The 13,945-nt window shown below is 68.8% G+C and carries 16 protein-coding genes; 9 read left to right on the top strand and 7 right to left on the bottom strand.

Going from position 1 to position 13,945, the window contains the following annotated elements:
* The first annotated feature begins 155 nt into the window (after positions 1-155).
* Positions 156-1,109 carry a bifunctional 2-dehydro-3-deoxygluconokinase/2-dehydro-3-deoxygalactonokinase gene (gene kdgK1 / locus ACRYA2_RS07390; RefSeq protein WP_433625942.1) on the top strand — a complete coding sequence of 318 codons (954 nt, stop codon included), beginning with the start codon at positions 156-158 and terminating at the stop codon, positions 1,107-1,109.
* 106 nt (positions 1,110-1,215) lie between these two features.
* A complete protein-coding gene (locus tag ACRYA2_RS07385) occupies positions 1,216-2,616 on the top strand; it encodes a dihydrolipoyl dehydrogenase family protein (protein WP_433625939.1) in 1,401 nt (466 codons plus the stop codon).
* A gap of 135 nt (positions 2,617-2,751) precedes the next feature.
* On the opposite strand, the gene ACRYA2_RS07380 is transcribed toward ACRYA2_RS07385, so the two are convergent.
* Entirely contained in the window at positions 2,752-4,275 is a 1,524-nt protein-coding gene (locus tag ACRYA2_RS07380) for a carboxypeptidase M32 (RefSeq protein WP_433625937.1), read from the bottom strand.
* A 136-nt stretch (positions 4,276-4,411) separates the two neighbouring features.
* Here ACRYA2_RS07380 and ACRYA2_RS07375 point away from each other — a divergent pair, with 136 nt between their 5' ends.
* Positions 4,412-5,068: a DUF7529 family protein gene (locus tag ACRYA2_RS07375; RefSeq protein ID WP_433625935.1), complete on the top strand. Its 657-nt coding sequence runs from the start codon at positions 4,412-4,414 to the stop codon at positions 5,066-5,068.
* Here the strand turns inward: ACRYA2_RS07375 and ACRYA2_RS07370 are convergent, their stop codons facing one another.
* Positions 5,069-5,842, bottom strand: a complete 774-nt coding sequence (locus ACRYA2_RS07370) for a DUF5806 family protein (protein ID WP_433625932.1) — start codon at positions 5,840-5,842, stop codon at positions 5,069-5,071. It abuts the gene before it with no gap.
* A 114-nt stretch (positions 5,843-5,956) separates the two neighbouring features.
* On the opposite strand from ACRYA2_RS07370, the gene ACRYA2_RS07365 reads away from it, so the two are divergent.
* From ACRYA2_RS07365 to ACRYA2_RS07345, 5 genes are all read left to right on the top strand, one after another.
* Positions 5,957-6,331 (top strand): universal stress protein, encoded by a 375-nt coding sequence (locus tag ACRYA2_RS07365; RefSeq protein ID WP_433625930.1) that lies wholly within the window; start codon positions 5,957-5,959, stop codon positions 6,329-6,331.
* Positions 6,328-6,852, top strand: a complete 525-nt coding sequence (locus ACRYA2_RS07360; protein WP_433625928.1) for a GNAT family N-acetyltransferase — start codon at positions 6,328-6,330, stop codon at positions 6,850-6,852. Before ACRYA2_RS07365 ends, ACRYA2_RS07360 begins: the two co-directional genes overlap by 4 nt.
* Positions 6,853-6,969: 117 nt before the next feature.
* A complete protein-coding gene (locus ACRYA2_RS07355) occupies positions 6,970-7,407 on the top strand; it encodes a DUF7112 family protein (RefSeq protein ID WP_433625925.1) in 438 nt (145 codons plus the stop codon).
* The gene (locus ACRYA2_RS07350) at positions 7,404-7,847 is read left to right on the top strand and encodes a DUF5807 family protein (RefSeq protein WP_433625922.1); all 444 of its coding nucleotides are present in this window, start codon (positions 7,404-7,406) and stop codon (positions 7,845-7,847) included. Before ACRYA2_RS07355 ends, ACRYA2_RS07350 begins: the two co-directional genes overlap by 4 nt.
* A 62-nt stretch (positions 7,848-7,909) precedes the next feature.
* Positions 7,910-8,203: a hypothetical protein gene (locus tag ACRYA2_RS07345; RefSeq protein WP_433625920.1), complete on the top strand. Its 294-nt coding sequence runs from the start codon at positions 7,910-7,912 to the stop codon at positions 8,201-8,203.
* 63 nt (positions 8,204-8,266) lie between these two features.
* Here the strand turns inward: ACRYA2_RS07345 and ACRYA2_RS07340 are convergent, their stop codons facing one another.
* From ACRYA2_RS07340 to ACRYA2_RS07325, 4 genes are all read right to left on the bottom strand, one after another.
* A complete protein-coding gene (locus tag ACRYA2_RS07340) occupies positions 8,267-9,067 on the bottom strand; it encodes a BtpA/SgcQ family protein (protein WP_433625917.1) in 801 nt (266 codons plus the stop codon).
* Positions 9,068-9,144: 77 nt separating this feature from the next.
* On the bottom strand, positions 9,145-10,266 hold the full coding sequence (locus ACRYA2_RS07335; protein WP_433625915.1) for a DHH family phosphoesterase: 1,122 nt from the start codon (positions 10,264-10,266) through the stop codon (positions 9,145-9,147).
* 229 nt (positions 10,267-10,495) lie between these two features.
* On the bottom strand, positions 10,496-10,930 hold the full coding sequence (locus ACRYA2_RS07330) for a universal stress protein (protein ID WP_433625912.1): 435 nt from the start codon (positions 10,928-10,930) through the stop codon (positions 10,496-10,498).
* 100 nt (positions 10,931-11,030) lie between these two features.
* Positions 11,031-12,068, bottom strand: coding sequence for an N-acetyltransferase DgcN family protein (locus tag ACRYA2_RS07325; protein WP_433625909.1), 1,038 nt, complete (start codon positions 12,066-12,068; stop codon positions 11,031-11,033).
* Positions 12,069-12,173: 105 nt separating this feature from the next.
* On the opposite strand from ACRYA2_RS07325, the gene ACRYA2_RS07320 reads away from it, so the two are divergent.
* Positions 12,174-13,682 carry a carboxypeptidase M32 gene (locus ACRYA2_RS07320; RefSeq protein WP_433625906.1) on the top strand — a complete coding sequence of 503 codons (1,509 nt, stop codon included), beginning with the start codon at positions 12,174-12,176 and terminating at the stop codon, positions 13,680-13,682.
* Between the two features lie 36 nt (positions 13,683-13,718).
* On the opposite strand, the gene ACRYA2_RS07315 is transcribed toward ACRYA2_RS07320, so the two are convergent.
* Positions 13,719-13,895 carry a YHS domain-containing protein gene (locus tag ACRYA2_RS07315; RefSeq protein ID WP_433625904.1) on the bottom strand — a complete coding sequence of 59 codons (177 nt, stop codon included), beginning with the start codon at positions 13,893-13,895 and terminating at the stop codon, positions 13,719-13,721.
* Positions 13,896-13,945 lie beyond the last annotated feature (50 nt).

The raw sequence follows: 13,945 nt of genomic DNA, 5'->3' as shown, positions 1-13,945 counted from the left end.
AAAGTAAAAGTTTACCGGGAGAGCCATTTTCCGACTCCGAAGAGGTATGAGGTTTGACGAACGGACGTCGTTCGCTACCGCTCGACCGCCGAAGGCTCTCTCGTACGTGGACCGCGACCGGTCGAACTATAGGAGTCGCTCTCTACCTCGCGCACATGGCCGACCTGGTCACGTTCGGCGAGACGATGCTTCGACTCTCGCCTCCGGACCGCGAGCGAATCGAGACGACGTCGACGCTCGAACTTCGGGCGGCGGGCGCGGAGAGCAACGTCGCCATCGCCGCCCAGCGCATCGGCGCAGACGCCACCTGGACGTCGAAACTCCCCGACTCCCCGCTCGGCAGGCGCGTCGCCGCCGAGCTACGGTCGCACGGCATCGACGCGGCGGTCGCGTGGAGCGACGACGGTCGCCAGGGAACCTACTACCTCGAACACGGGTCCACCCCGCGCGGCACCAACGTCATCTACGACCGTTCGGACGCCGCGGTCACGACGACCCGCCCCGACGACCTCCCGCTCTCGACCGTCCGCGACGCCGACTGGTTCCACACGAGCGGCATCACGCCAGCGCTCTCCTCGACCCTCGAATCGACCGTCGCCGACGTTCTCTCGACTGCACGCGACGCCGGAACGACCACCTCCTTCGACGTCAACTACCGCTCGAAGCTCTGGTCGCCCGAAGAGGCGCGGGCGACCCTGACCGAACTCTTCCCGGCAGTCGACGTGCTGACGACAGCCAAGCGCGACGCTCGTGAGGTGCTCGGGCGGGAGGGCGACGCCGAGAGCATCGCTCGCGGCCTCGCCGACGACCACGACTTCGAGACGGTCGTCGTCACGCGCGGCGAAGACGGCGCGCTGGCGTTCCACGACGGCGCAGTCTTCGAACAGCCGGCGGTCGAGACCGAGACGGTCGACCCCATCGGCACCGGCGACGCCTTCGTCGGAGCGTTCGTCGCGCGCCGCCTCGCGGGCGACGACGTGCAGACCGCGCTGGAGTACGGCGCGGCGACCGCCGCGATGAAGCGGACCATTCCGGGCGACGTCGCGGTCGTCACCCGCGAGGAGGTCGAGGCGGTCGTCGACGCCGACCGCGGCGCGATATCGCGGTAGCGCAGTCGGACTCTCCGAACGCCGACGCCCCGTCCGGTATCGTACGGGCAGGGGCCGCCGGCCGGCGGACGAACTGCTAAAGGGCCGGGCGTCCAAAAGCGCGACCATGACCACGCACATCGTCGTCGTTGGGGCGTACGGAAGTGCGGGCGTTGCCGTGGCGAGCGAACTGGTCGACGAGCCGGACGTGGAGTTGACGCTCGTCGACGACGGCGACCCTGGCGGCGGTCTCTGCATCCTCCGGGGCTGCATGCCGTCGAAGGAAGTGCTGTCGGCCACGGCCCACCGCTTCCAGGTTCGCGACGACCCTCGCCTCGAGGGGACGCCGGAGGTCGACCTCCAGTCGGTCGTCGACCGCAAAGACGACCACGTCGAGAGCTTCGCCAGCCATCGCCGCGCCACCGTCCACGAGATGGCCCAGCGGGAGAACGTCACTTTCCACCACGACACCGCGCGGTTCGTCGACGACCACGTCGTCGCGGTCGGCAACCGCGAGATGGAGGCCGACTACGTCGTCGTCGCCACGGGGTCGGACGTCAACGTCCCCGACCTGCCCGGCCTGGAGGCCGTGGACTATTCGACCAGCGACGACGTGCTCGACGCGACCGAGTTCCCCGACTCGGGCATCGTCATGGGCTTCGGGTACGTCGGCGTCGAACTCGTCCCCTACCTCTCGGAGGCTGCGGGGATGGACCTCACCGTCGTCGAGCACGACGAGCGTCCGCTGGACGAGGCCGACGACGCCTTCGGCGACGAACTGCTCGACATCTACCGCGAGCGGTTCGACGTCGAGGTGCTGACCGAGACGGACGAGCGGCGCGTCGAACCCGCCGGCGACGGCGTCCGCCTCCACGTCGAGGAGGACGGCGAGGAGCGCGCCGTCGAGGCCGACGAACTGTTCCTGTTCACGGGTCGCCGGCCCGCCCTTGACGGTCTCGGTCTCGACGCCACCGCGCTCGACCCCGGCCCGGGCTGGGTCCGGGACACGATGCAGGCCCGCGACGACCCCCGGACCTTCGTCGTCGGCGACGCGAACGGTCACGAACCCATCCTCCACGTCGCCAAAGAGCAGGGGTTCCAGGCCGCCGCGAACGTCCTGGCGCACGCCCATGGCGACGACCTCGAACCGTACGAGAACACCCGTCACCACGTGATGTTCTCCGGTACCGGCGTCTACCCCTTCGCTCACGTCGGCCTCTCCGAGTCGGCCATCGAGGCCGAGGACCGCGACTACGTCGCCGTCACCCGCCGCGCCACCGACGACGGCGTGTTCAAGACCAAACACGCCTCCGAGGGGCTGGCGAAACTCGTCGTCGACGCCGACGACGGCACGGTACTCGGCTACCAGGGGCTGCACTACCACGCCGACGTGATGGCGAAGACGATGCAGGTCGTCATTGATGGCGAGATGGACGTCCGCGACGTGCCGGACCGGGCGTTCCACCCCACTACGCCCGAGATACTCGACGGGCTGTTTCGAGAGGCGAGCGGTCGGGTCGGCGAGTAGCGCGACCGTCCCCGGGACGCCGCCCTCCTCGGGCAGCGGACAGCGGTGCCGACCGCTCCGGCGGCGGCCGAGACGCACCGCTCTCCGGCGTCGGTTCAGCGACGGAAAAACGGGTGTCTGGTCGCGGTCGTCGGGTTACCTGTCGAGGTCGTACAGCTCGGAGAACTTCGACTCGACGTGGTCGAGGAAGTAGTCGGCGGTGAACGACTCGCCGGTCGCGCGCTCGATGAGGTCGTCGGTGGTGTATCTGGCACCGTGCTGGTGGACGTTCTCGGTCAGCCAGTCGTGCAGCGGCTCGAAGTCGCCCTCCGCGACGCGTTCGTCGAGGTCGTCGATGTCGTCCTCGGCCGTGGCGTACAGCTGGGCCGCCAGGACGCTGCCGAGGGAGTAGGTCGGGAAGTAGCCGAAGCTGCCGTGGCTCCAGTGAATGTCCTGCAGGCAGCCCTCGGCGTCGGAGTCGGGGCGGATGCCGAGATACTCCTCGTACTTGTCGTTCCAGAGCTCCGGCACGTCCTCGACGTCTATCTCGCCGCGAATGAGCTGTTTCTCGATCTCGAACCGGACCACGATGTGCATGTGGTAGGTGAGTTCGTCCGCCTCCACGCGGATGAGGTTGTCCTCGTACACCTCGTTGACGGCCTCGTACAGGTCGTCGACGGTGAGGTCCTCGGCCTCCGGGAACCGCTCGGCCAGTTCGGGGAGGAACCGCTCCCAGAACGCCTTCGAGCGCCCGACGTGGTTCTCCCAGAGCCGCGACTGGGACTCGTGGACGGTGAGGTCCCGGGACTGCCCCAGGGGCGTACCGTACTCCTCGTCAGGCAGGCCGAGGGTGTAGGTGGCGTGACCGAACTCGTGGATGGTGCTCATCAGCGCGCCGAGCGGGTCGGATTCGTCGAACCGCGTCGTCACGCGAGCGTCGAACTGGTTGCCGCTGGAGAACGGATGCGGGGCGGTGTCGAGGCGGCCGCGGTCCCAGTCGTAGCCGAGCGTGTCGAGCACGTCGCGGGCGAGGTCCTCCTGGGTGTCCGCGTCGTAGGTACCGTCGAACGGCGACGCGAGGTCGACGTCGCTCTCGCGCACGTCGTCGATGAGCGGGACGAGTTCGTCCCGGAGGCGTTCGAGCGTCTCCTCGGCGGTGTCGATGCCGAGGTAGGGCTCGTACTCCTCGAACAGCACCTCGTAGGGGTCCTTCTCGGGGTCGATGTGCTCGGCGTACTCCCGCTCGAGTTCGACGAGTTTCTCCAGCGTCGGCGCGAAGATGGAGAAGTCGTCTTCCTCCTTGGCCTGCTCCCATTTCGGCAGCGCCTCGGAGGTGGTCCGGGATATCTCCTCGACGAGGTCGGTCGGGACGCTCGTCGCGCGCTCGTGTTTCCGGCGCACCTCTCGGACGACCGCTGCCTGCTCGTCGTCGAGGTCCTGCGATTCGAGGTCGGCGAGCAGGTCGGCCATCTCGTCGTCGGTCAGCAGGTCGTGGGAGATGGCCGACAGCGCCGAGCGCTGCCGGGACCGCGCGGGCGTGCCGCCCTCGGGCATCATGACTTCCTGGTCCCAGCCCAGGATGCCGGCCGCACCCTCGACGTTGTTGATTCGTTTCACCTTCTGGAGGAACTGGTCGTACGCGTCCGCGTCCGCGTCCGCGTCGGCGGCTTCGGTTGCCATCGTCGCCAAATTGGTGTCAGTGATTATCAATCAACGGGTTTCGGAACGAAACGGTACCGCGAGGATTGCACCGCGAGCGCTCTCCTCGCGCGGCGTGGCACAACGCTTTTGGCCGACAAGCGCGCGGATTGACAGTATGAGTGGCGACGCGCCGAACTACACGGCCAACACCCGAGCGATGGAGTTCTGGGACGAGGTAGTCGAGGACATGGAGGCCACCGCGGCCGAGTACGAGGACGCCGGCTGGGACGCCCTGCTGTTGCACCCCGGCGACGTGACGCCCGTCGTCTACACCGACGACGAGGGTGCGGACGAGGGAGTCGACGTCGAACTCGACGCGGCCGACGTCGAGGTCGTCCCCGACGAGGACGCGGGCGAGGTCGAGTCCACCGACGCGGCCGGCGACTCCGTCGACGTGAGTAACGTGACCGAGTACGGCCTCGACGTGCTCGTGCCGGACGACGAGTTCGGGGAACTGGAGTCGCTGCTGGAGGACGGCGTCGCCTTCGACTCCTTCGAGGCGTTCCGTGCGGCGGAAGACCGCATGGTCTACCTCGTGGTCGCCATGGAGGACCACGACGCCGAGACCGCCGTGCTGTACCCGGCGTACTACGACGTCCAGGGCGCGGCGGAGATGCTCGAAGCCGCCGACGAACGGGGGACGATGTACACCTTCGTCCGGACGCTGAGCGACGACCGCATCCAGTTCACCCACGAGGACCAGAGCGTTTTCCAGCCGCCGGCCCCCGAGACCGAGACGAGCGAGGACGCGGACGACGGAACTGGAGAGTAGTCACTCCGCGTCCGGGTGTATCTCGTGGCCGCAGTTCGGACACTCGACCTCGTCGTGGCGCAGTTGCTCGCTGGACTCGCGCACTTCGCGCATGACTCCGGAGATGCGGTCCTCGGCGGCCAGTTCCTCCTCGACCGAGAGGTCGACGCCTTCGACCTCCAGCAGGAACTTCGCTACCTCGGTGACCTCGTACATCAGGTCGTCCAGCTCCTCGGCGGTGAAGAAGTTACACATCGCGCCGTAGAGGAAGGTCGCGCCGGCCTTGTGGACCTTCTCCTCGAAGCTCGACCGCGCCTGGTTGACCGCCTGCGGCGTGTACGTGTCGGTCATGAACGGGACGAGGTGCGGGAGGTTCTCGCCTATCTTCGTCATCTCGACGCCGGTCTCGGTACGGAAGTCGGCACAGAGCCGCGCGATGGCCCACTCGCGGGCGGTGACGTACGTCCGCTCGCGGAGGAACTCGTTGACGCGGTCGTACTGCGCGCCGTCCATCTTCTTGAACCGCTCGTACTTCCGGACTTCGGGCGGTACGTCGACCGCGTCCGTCCCGGGAGTGTCTCCCCCGGCGTCGGACCCGGGGACGCTCGTCTCCGACGCGTCGACTTCGTCCGGTCCGGACGCGCCGGCCTCGTCGGCGTTCGGCGCATCGTTCTCGTCGACGTCCGACGCGTCGGTCTCGTCGTGTCGCTGTGCCGCAGTCTGCTCGGCGCCGGAGTCCGGAGATTCGTCGCTCTCGGCGGATTCGGCCGACGAGAGGGAGGATTCGTCTGACATACCGGACCTTACCAACCGGGGTGCAAAAGAGTGTCGTCGGTCGGTGATGGAACGACGGCGCTCGGGTTCGCCCGGAGCCGAACTGTTTTGACGCCCGCACCGGAACAGGGGTGTATGAAAGTGCTACTGGGAATCGGTGGGAGCGACGACTCGCTGACCGCGCTGGAGCAGACGGTCGAGCGGGCGCGGGCGGCGGGCGACGACCTCACCATCGCCGTCCTCGAAAACCCCGAGAGCGACCTGACGCCCGACGAGGTTCGGACGAGGGCCGAGGGCGTGCTCGCCGACGCCGATGTCGACGCCGAGGTACGCGAACTGACCGGCGACCCCGGGAGCCAGTTGCTCGACGTCGCCGAGAGCGAGGGATTCGACCAGATCGTGCTCGGCGGCGGCCAGCGCAGTCCGATGGGGAAGATAAAACTCGGCCAGATAGCGGAGTTCGTCCTGCTGAACTCCCACGTCACGGTGAAGCTGGTGCGCGAATCATGACGCGACACGACCGACGCTTCCCCGACGAACCGTCGGGGCCGTTCCCCGAGCCGCCGCTCTCTTTCACCGACCGCGAGGGCCGCGACATCGACGTGTGCCCGTACGAGGTGGACGACGAGGAAGCGCTGGTCGAGATGTACGTCGACTTCGACCCCGCGGACCGCGCGCAGGGCATCCCGCCCGCGACCGAATCCCGGGTCCGCGACTGGGTGGAGACGCTCGGCGAGGGGCTGAACGTCGTCGCGTGGCACGAGGACGAGGTCGCGGGCCACGCCACGCTCGTCCCGGACGGCAACGGCTCGTACGAACTCGCCATCTTCGTCCACCAGCGCTACCAGCGCGCCGGCATCGGCTCCCAACTCATCCGCGCGCTGCTGGGGCACGGCAAGGCCAACGGCGTCGACCGCGTCTGGCTCACCGTCGAGCGCTGGAACCGCGCCGCCGTCGGCCTCTACCGCGACGTCGGCTTCGAGACCACCGACTCCGAGAGCTTCGAACTGGAGATGGTCCTGACGCTCTGAAGGGCCGATTCCGCTCGGTCGCGGTTCGTCGCCCCGGTCCTTTCCGTCTCGGCTCGGACCGCGACTTCGGCGAGCAAAGCACTGAAACGCCTCGGTCTCCTTCGAACGAACACGAACATGACTCAGCGGGTTTCTAGCGAGACTGTAGACACCGTCCGGGCCACCGTCACCCGGAGCGGCGCGACCGACCGCCCGTGCGTCGAGATTCCTGCGGACGACGCCGAGGCGTTCCCGGAGGACGACGTCGTCCGCCTCGTCATCGACGACACCGAGTACCGAGCGCGCATCGAACGACCACTGACCGGCGACGGCCGACTCATCCGCGGCGCGTACGACACGCCGAGTCTCGCGCGCAACCCCGGCGACGGCGAGAACCGCCTCACAGAGTGGTTCGAGGCGAGCAACCGAGAGTTCGACCAGTCGGTCCTGCTCGACGTCGTCTCGGAGGAGTTCCGGTACGGCCTCCGCGAACCGGGCAAGCGCACCGTCTACGACGCGGCCGAAGGTCCCGACGACGGCCTGGCGAACATCGCGGAACAGGTCGAGGAACGATGAGCAAGCGCGAGGAGTTCCTGGCGGGCGAGCGCGTCGAGGACGTGGCGCTCTTCCTGGCCGACTCGTTCGTCGACGGCGACTCGCTGGCCGACCACGGCGAATCCGTCCCGGACGGCACCTTGCTGGTCGTCCCGGGCGACACGGGCCGCAGCGTCTTCCAGACCGCGACCGGGATGGAGGCGATGGGGTTCGCCAAGCGCGCCATGGGAACGGAGGGCACCATCGACGCCGACCTCACGGGCGGCGAGTGCCCGGCGGCGGGCGAGGAGGCGGACGGCGACGAGAGCGCCGACCACGAGACGGAGTTCGTCTTCGCGTTCGCCGAGGAGCAGAACGAGGACGTCGGCGACATCTACGCGGAGGGCGACGTGATTCACGCCTACGCCTACTGCGACTGCGGTACCGCCTACTCCCACAAGTGGGTCGCGGGCGAGCGGTAGGAGAGACGCGGCCCGTGGCCGCGGCCAGCACGGTTTTCCGGTCTGCGGTCCCGCTACCTTCCATGTCGACCGACCCAGAGGACGCCCGCTACGACCACGTCTCGATAGACGACTGGGACGCCGTCGAGGAACACCTGCGGCGGTTCGCCGACACCGGGCGCGTGGACACGGCCGGCGAGCGCGTCGTCGCGGAACTGGACAACTCGCGGTTCTCGGTCGCCCGCGACGGCGAGGTGAGCGCGGGCATGCCGCTGCACGACTTCGACGCGGTCGTCGACGAACTGCGCTTCGACCACGACGGCGGCGCTATCGTCGTCCGCGGCGACGACTTCGACTACGAGTTCCGCCGTCCGTAGCGCTCCGGCTTCGACTATCCGAGCGGACCCCGGCGACGCGGTTCCTAGCCGGGGTCGGCGAGTTCACGTCCGGTCGACGAGGGTCGCGACGCGCTCGCGGTCGACGCGGTTCGTCGTCTCGCCGCCCTCCTTCAGCGCGGTGCCGACGATGGCTCCGTCGGCGACCGCGAGCAGGTCGGCGACGTTCCCGGCGGTGACGCCGCTCCCGACGAGGACGGGTGCGTCCGCGCCGAGATCGTCCCGGCGCGCGACGACCGTTTCGAGCAGGTCGGCGTCCACCGCCCGTCCGGTGCCGGGACCGCTGACCACCAGGCCGTCCGCCTTGCCGCGTTCGAGCGTCTCCGCGACCAGTTCCTCGACGGGACGCTCGGCGAGCGGCGCGGAGTGTTTCACGGCCACGTCGGCCAGTATCGCCACGTCGGAGTCGAGCGTCTCGCGGAGTCGCAGCGTCTCGTGCGCTCGTCCCTCGACGACTCCCTGGTCGGTCACGCGCGCGCCGGTGTGGACGTTCACGCGGACGAAGTCGGCGTTCGCGGCGGTCGCCACCGACAGCGCCGCCGCGGCGTCGTTCCGCAGGACGTTGACCCCCAGCGGTAGCTCGACCGCCCGCCGAATCTCGGTCGCGACGCGCGTCATCGACGCGACGACGTGCCGCGGCACCTCGTCGGGGTAGAAGGGGGCGTCGCCGAAGTTCTCGACCAGCACGGCGTCCGCGCCGCCGGCTTCGAGTTCCCGGGCGTCGGCCAGCGCGCGCTCGACCAGCGCGTCGAAGTCGCCCGAAAATTCCGGCGCGCCGGGCAGCGCGGGCAGGTGGACCATGCCGACGACCGGGTCGTCTGCGTCGAAGACTGCGGAACCGTTCATGCCGGTGGCGTCGGCGCGGCGGGAGTTAAGCGACCCGACCCGGAGCGGACGAGCAGCGAGCGCTCGTCGGGCGTCCTCTAGTCGTCCGCCGGGTCAGCGCTCCCGTCGCTCGCCTCTTCCTCGCTCGCCCCGTCCTCGGGGTCGAGGTTCCGGAAGCCGTCGAGGATGACCTGCTTCGCCACCGCGCCCCGGGTCGTCCAGTGGTGGGCGTAGTCGAGCATGTCGTCGTAGATGTCCGGCTTGCACCCCGCGGCCTTCGGGTGGCCACCGCCGTTGACCTGCCGGGCGACCTCGTGGCAGCGCTCGAACGCGTCGGTGCCCCGGATGGAGGCGCTGCCGGCGGGCTTGACGACGACGGAGGCGTCCGCACCCTCCTCGCGCATCGCCTCGGCGACCTCGTTCTGCGAGCAGCGACCGTAGGTCACGCCGACCGTCCAGTCGCCGACCTCCTTCAGTTCGCCACGCTCGACGGCGCGCTCGACGAGCGCGTCCTTCTCGACGCGGCGCTCGGCGATGAACTCCTCGACCTCCGGGGGGAGGTCGGCGCCGTGTTCCTGGACGACCGCCATGTACTCCTCGGGTTCCGTCCAGTAGGAGTAGTCGGCGAGGTCGTCGCTGCGCGGGTCCTCGCGCAGCCAGAGGTCGTGGTCCCGGGTGACGGCGGCGAGTTCGACGAGATACTCCGGGAAGTCGTGGTCGAGCGACCGCGCGACCACGTCGGCGGTACACTCCTCGTCGGACTCGCCGACGACGAGGTCGACGCCCGCGTCCCTGACCGCCGCCGCGACGGTCTCGTCCCACTGGTGGTGGTCAAACCACGAGACGCCGTCGGCTTCCTCGACCAGCACCGCCAGTTCCGCGGCGATGGGTTCGAACGCGTCCGGGCAGAGGTCGCAGACGAACACGGTCGCGCCGTCCTCGGCGTACGCCGCAACGTTCTCCAGGGTCTCGTCCAGGTCGTGCGGACCGGTGGGGACCAGCGCCGCGTCGCCGTACGCCTCTCGTATCAGCGCGGTCGCGGCGAGGCCGTCCGCGTCCGGGTCGGCGACGACGGCGACGTCCGCGCCGTCGAGCGCCTCCCGTACCTCCTTTTCCTCCTGTTCTTCCTCGATAGAGTCCGGCACGAAGAATCCCTCGCCCGGGAGCAGCGACTTCCGTTCGAGCGAGAGTCGCTCGTCGTCGATGAGCCAATCGTCCATACCGTCTCCTCGGCCCGCGTCGCAAAGAGTTCCCCGTTACGAACCGACGGCCAGCGTGCCCGTTCGCCGTCGGACTCAGCGGTCGGCAGCCCGGAATCGCCGGTAGCCGAGCGCGACGGAGAGGTCCACGTTCGGGAGGGCGACGACGTTCCCGAACCGCTTGGTCACGCCGTCCAGTCCGATGGCGGCCATGCTCCGTTCGTTACTGCGACGTGACAAGTAGCTCCCCCTACGCCGCCTCCTCGTCCAGCTGTCGAACCGTCAGCACGGGCGTCGGACAGATACGGACGACGCGCTCGGCGACGCTACCGATGAGAAAGCGGTTCTCGCCGTGGCGACCGCGGGTGCCGGTGGCGACCACGTCCGCGTCCTGTTCGCGGGCGTACTCGCTGATGGTGGCCGCGGGGTCGCCCTCCCGGACGGCGGTGACGACCTCGCGGTCGGCGTGGTCGCGGACGCTCTCCAGCGCCTCCTCGCCCTGCTCGTGCAGGGCGTCCCGGAGTTCGTCGCGCAGTGATTCGGGCGAGGACTCTATTTCGCCGGTGTCGACGACGTAGAGGGCGTGTACTGCCGCGTCGAATCGGCGCGCGAGGTCGAGCGCCACCGTGACCGCGCGAGTGACGCTTTCGGAACCATCCGTGGCGACGACGACGGTGTCTATCATTACCGGCAGTTGGCTCGCCATTCCCCTTAAACTCTCGTAGCTCTCTCCCCCCGGTCCGCGCTCGTTAACCGTATTCCCGCGAGCGCGGAGGCGCTCGCGATCAGAGCGTGTCCCGGACGGTCGCCAGCAGGTCGGCCGGCCCGTCGTCGTCGTAGACGTTCGCGGCGGGGACCGGATACTCGACCGCTCCGGGGTCGGCCCACGTCGAGACGCCCGCGACGGTCGCCTCCGACAGCCCTTCGACGAGCTCCATCTCCTTCTCGACGCCGGCGACGGGCCACTGGTCGAAGTGAGTGCGCCGCTCGCGGTCGGGCTGGTCGACGAGGACGACCGCGTCGGGCCACGCGCCGTGGAGGATGGACAGCGTGACGCCGGAGTAGGCGCGGTGGGTGAGCGCCGCCTGCCCCTCGACGAACACGAGGTCGTGCTCCTCGGCCACCCCGCAGACGAGGTCCTCGACGACGCCCGCCGCGAAGTCGGCGGGCACGCGGTCGACGACGACGCCGCGGTGCGCGCCGACCATGATGCCCGTCTGGCCGGTCGCGACCCAGCCGGCGTCGAGGCCGGCGCGCTTCGCCGCGCGATACAGTTCGAACGTCGTGGTTCGCTTGCCGACCGCGCAGTCGGTGCCGACCGTCAGCACCACGTCCGCGTCGCAGTCGTCCACGCGCCCGTCGCCCACGCGGAGGCCGTCGCCGTCCGGCGGCTTGCGAACGTCGAAGATGCGCACGCCGTGCTCGTCGGCGAGGTCGCGCCATTCGTCTCGATCGCCGAGGAAGACGTGCAGGCCCGAGACCACGTCACAGCCGCCTCGAATCGCCTCCTTGATGTCCGCGACCCACTCCTCGGGCAGGTCGCCGCCCGCGGGTGCGACGCCGACGACGAGTGCCGCGGCGTCGGGGGCGCGCTCCAGCGCCTCGGCGGTGGAGGCGACGACCGGCACGTCCGCGACGTCGTCGCGGCCGAGCACGTCCGCCGCCGACTCACCGGCGTGCGTGGAGTCGACGACTGCTCGCGCGTCGAACAGTTCGCTGTGCATCACGACCCCGTTGGCCGTCTTTCCGTCCATCGTTCCGAACGCCCCCTCCGCGAGCACGACCGCGGGAGCGGGGGCGTCGAAGACGTGCCTGAGATTCATGTGCTATCCTGTCCCACGCCGGGTGAAAGGTCTGGTCCCTCTCATGGAAGGGGGCGGGTTTCCGCTACCCCGGAATTGATAACGAGACACGAACTTTCGGTTCGCATGGCAACCGCCGACCCCGAGACAGACGGCGCGTACGCGGAGTTGCTCGACCGAGTGAAACGAATCGAGAACGTGGGCAACGCCGCCGGCGTCCTCTACTGGGACCAGCAGGTGAAGATGCCCGAGGGCGGCACCCCTGCGCGGTCGAAACAGCTCTCCGCGCTCCAGACGGTCAGACACGACCTGCTGACCGACGAAGCGGTCGGCGACCTGCTCGCCGACCTCGAATCGCAGGACCTTGACGACGAGCAAGCGGCGGTCGTCCGCGAGGTTCGTCGCCAGTACGAACGCGAGGTGGAGGTTCCGGGCGACCTCGTCAAGGAACTGTCCGAGACGATAAGCGAGGCCCAACAGGCGTGGCGCGAGGCGAAAGAGGAGGACGAGTTCGAGACGTTCGAACCGTATCTCGACCGACTGCGCGAACTCCACGTCGAGCGCGCCGAGTACGTCGACGCGGAGAAAGACCCCTACGAGGTCATGTTCGAGGAGGGCGAGCCGTACCTCCCGCTGTCGACCGTCGAGCGCATCTTCGACGAACTGCGCGAGGGGCTCGTGCCGCTCATCGAGGACGTTCAGGAGAACGGCGCGGACATCGCCGACGACGCCTTCGCGGGCGAGTTCGACCCCGAGGACCAGGAGGCGCTCTGTCGTGACGCCCTCGACCTCCTCGGGTACGACTGGGACAGGGGTCGCCTCGACACCGCGCCGCACCCGTTCATGTCGGGGACGCAGTTCGACGCCCGCATCACGACCCGGTTCCACGAGACCGACTTCGTCGACCCCCTGACCGCGACCATCCACGAGTTCGGCCACGCGACCTACCAGCTCGGCCTGCGCGACGACGCCTACGGGACGCCGCTGGGCGACTACCGCAGTTCCGGCATTCACGAGTCCCAGTCGCGGTTCTGGGAGAACCACGTCGGCCGGACGAAGGCGTTCTGGGAGCGGTTCCTGCCGACGGTGAAAGAGCGGTTCCCCGAGTTCGAGGACGTCACCGTCGACGAGGCGTACGAGGCGGTCAACCAGGTGTTCACGGACAACCTCATCCGCGTGGAGGCGGACGAACTCACCTACCACATGCACATCATCCTCCGGTCGGAGATCGAGCAGGAGTTCGTCGGCGGCGACCTGGACGTGAGCGAGATTCCGGGCCGCTGGAACGAACTGATGGACGAGTACCTCGGCGTCGTGCCGGAGACGGACGCCGAGGGCTGCCTGCAGGACATCCACTGGTCGAGCAGGTTCGCCGGCTTCCAGAACTACACGGTCGGCAGCGTCTTCGCCGCCCAGCTCTGGGCGACCATCGAGGAGGAACTGGACGACCCCGAGGCGATGATACGCGAGGGGAACTTCGGGCCCATCCGCGAGTGGTTGACCGAGAACGTCCACTGCCACGGCCAGCGGTACACCACCGACGAGTTGATCGAACGGGCCACGGGCGAACCGCTGACGGCGGAGTACTTCCTCGACTACGTCACCGAGAAGTACGAAGCCATCTACGACCTGTAGCGGACCGCGCTCTCCTCCGATTCCGGAGACGTCGCGCTACTCGACGTACTCCTCGGGACTGTTCCGGAACTCCTCTTCGTGCTCCGTGGAGCAGAAGTAGTACGTCTCGCCCTCGTACTCCATCGTCGCGGGCGCGTACTCCTCGTCCTGGTAGTCGGTCTCCGCTGGGTTGGTCCGGTCGACCGCCATACCGCAGACGGGACACGTGGGCATATCCGCCCTTCTCGGCGCGAACAGTAGGGCGTTGCGGCCCCGCGTTCGCG

This window comes from Halomicrococcus pelagicus, assembly GCF_050954125.1.
This window is presented reverse-complemented; position numbering and strand designations above follow the sequence as displayed.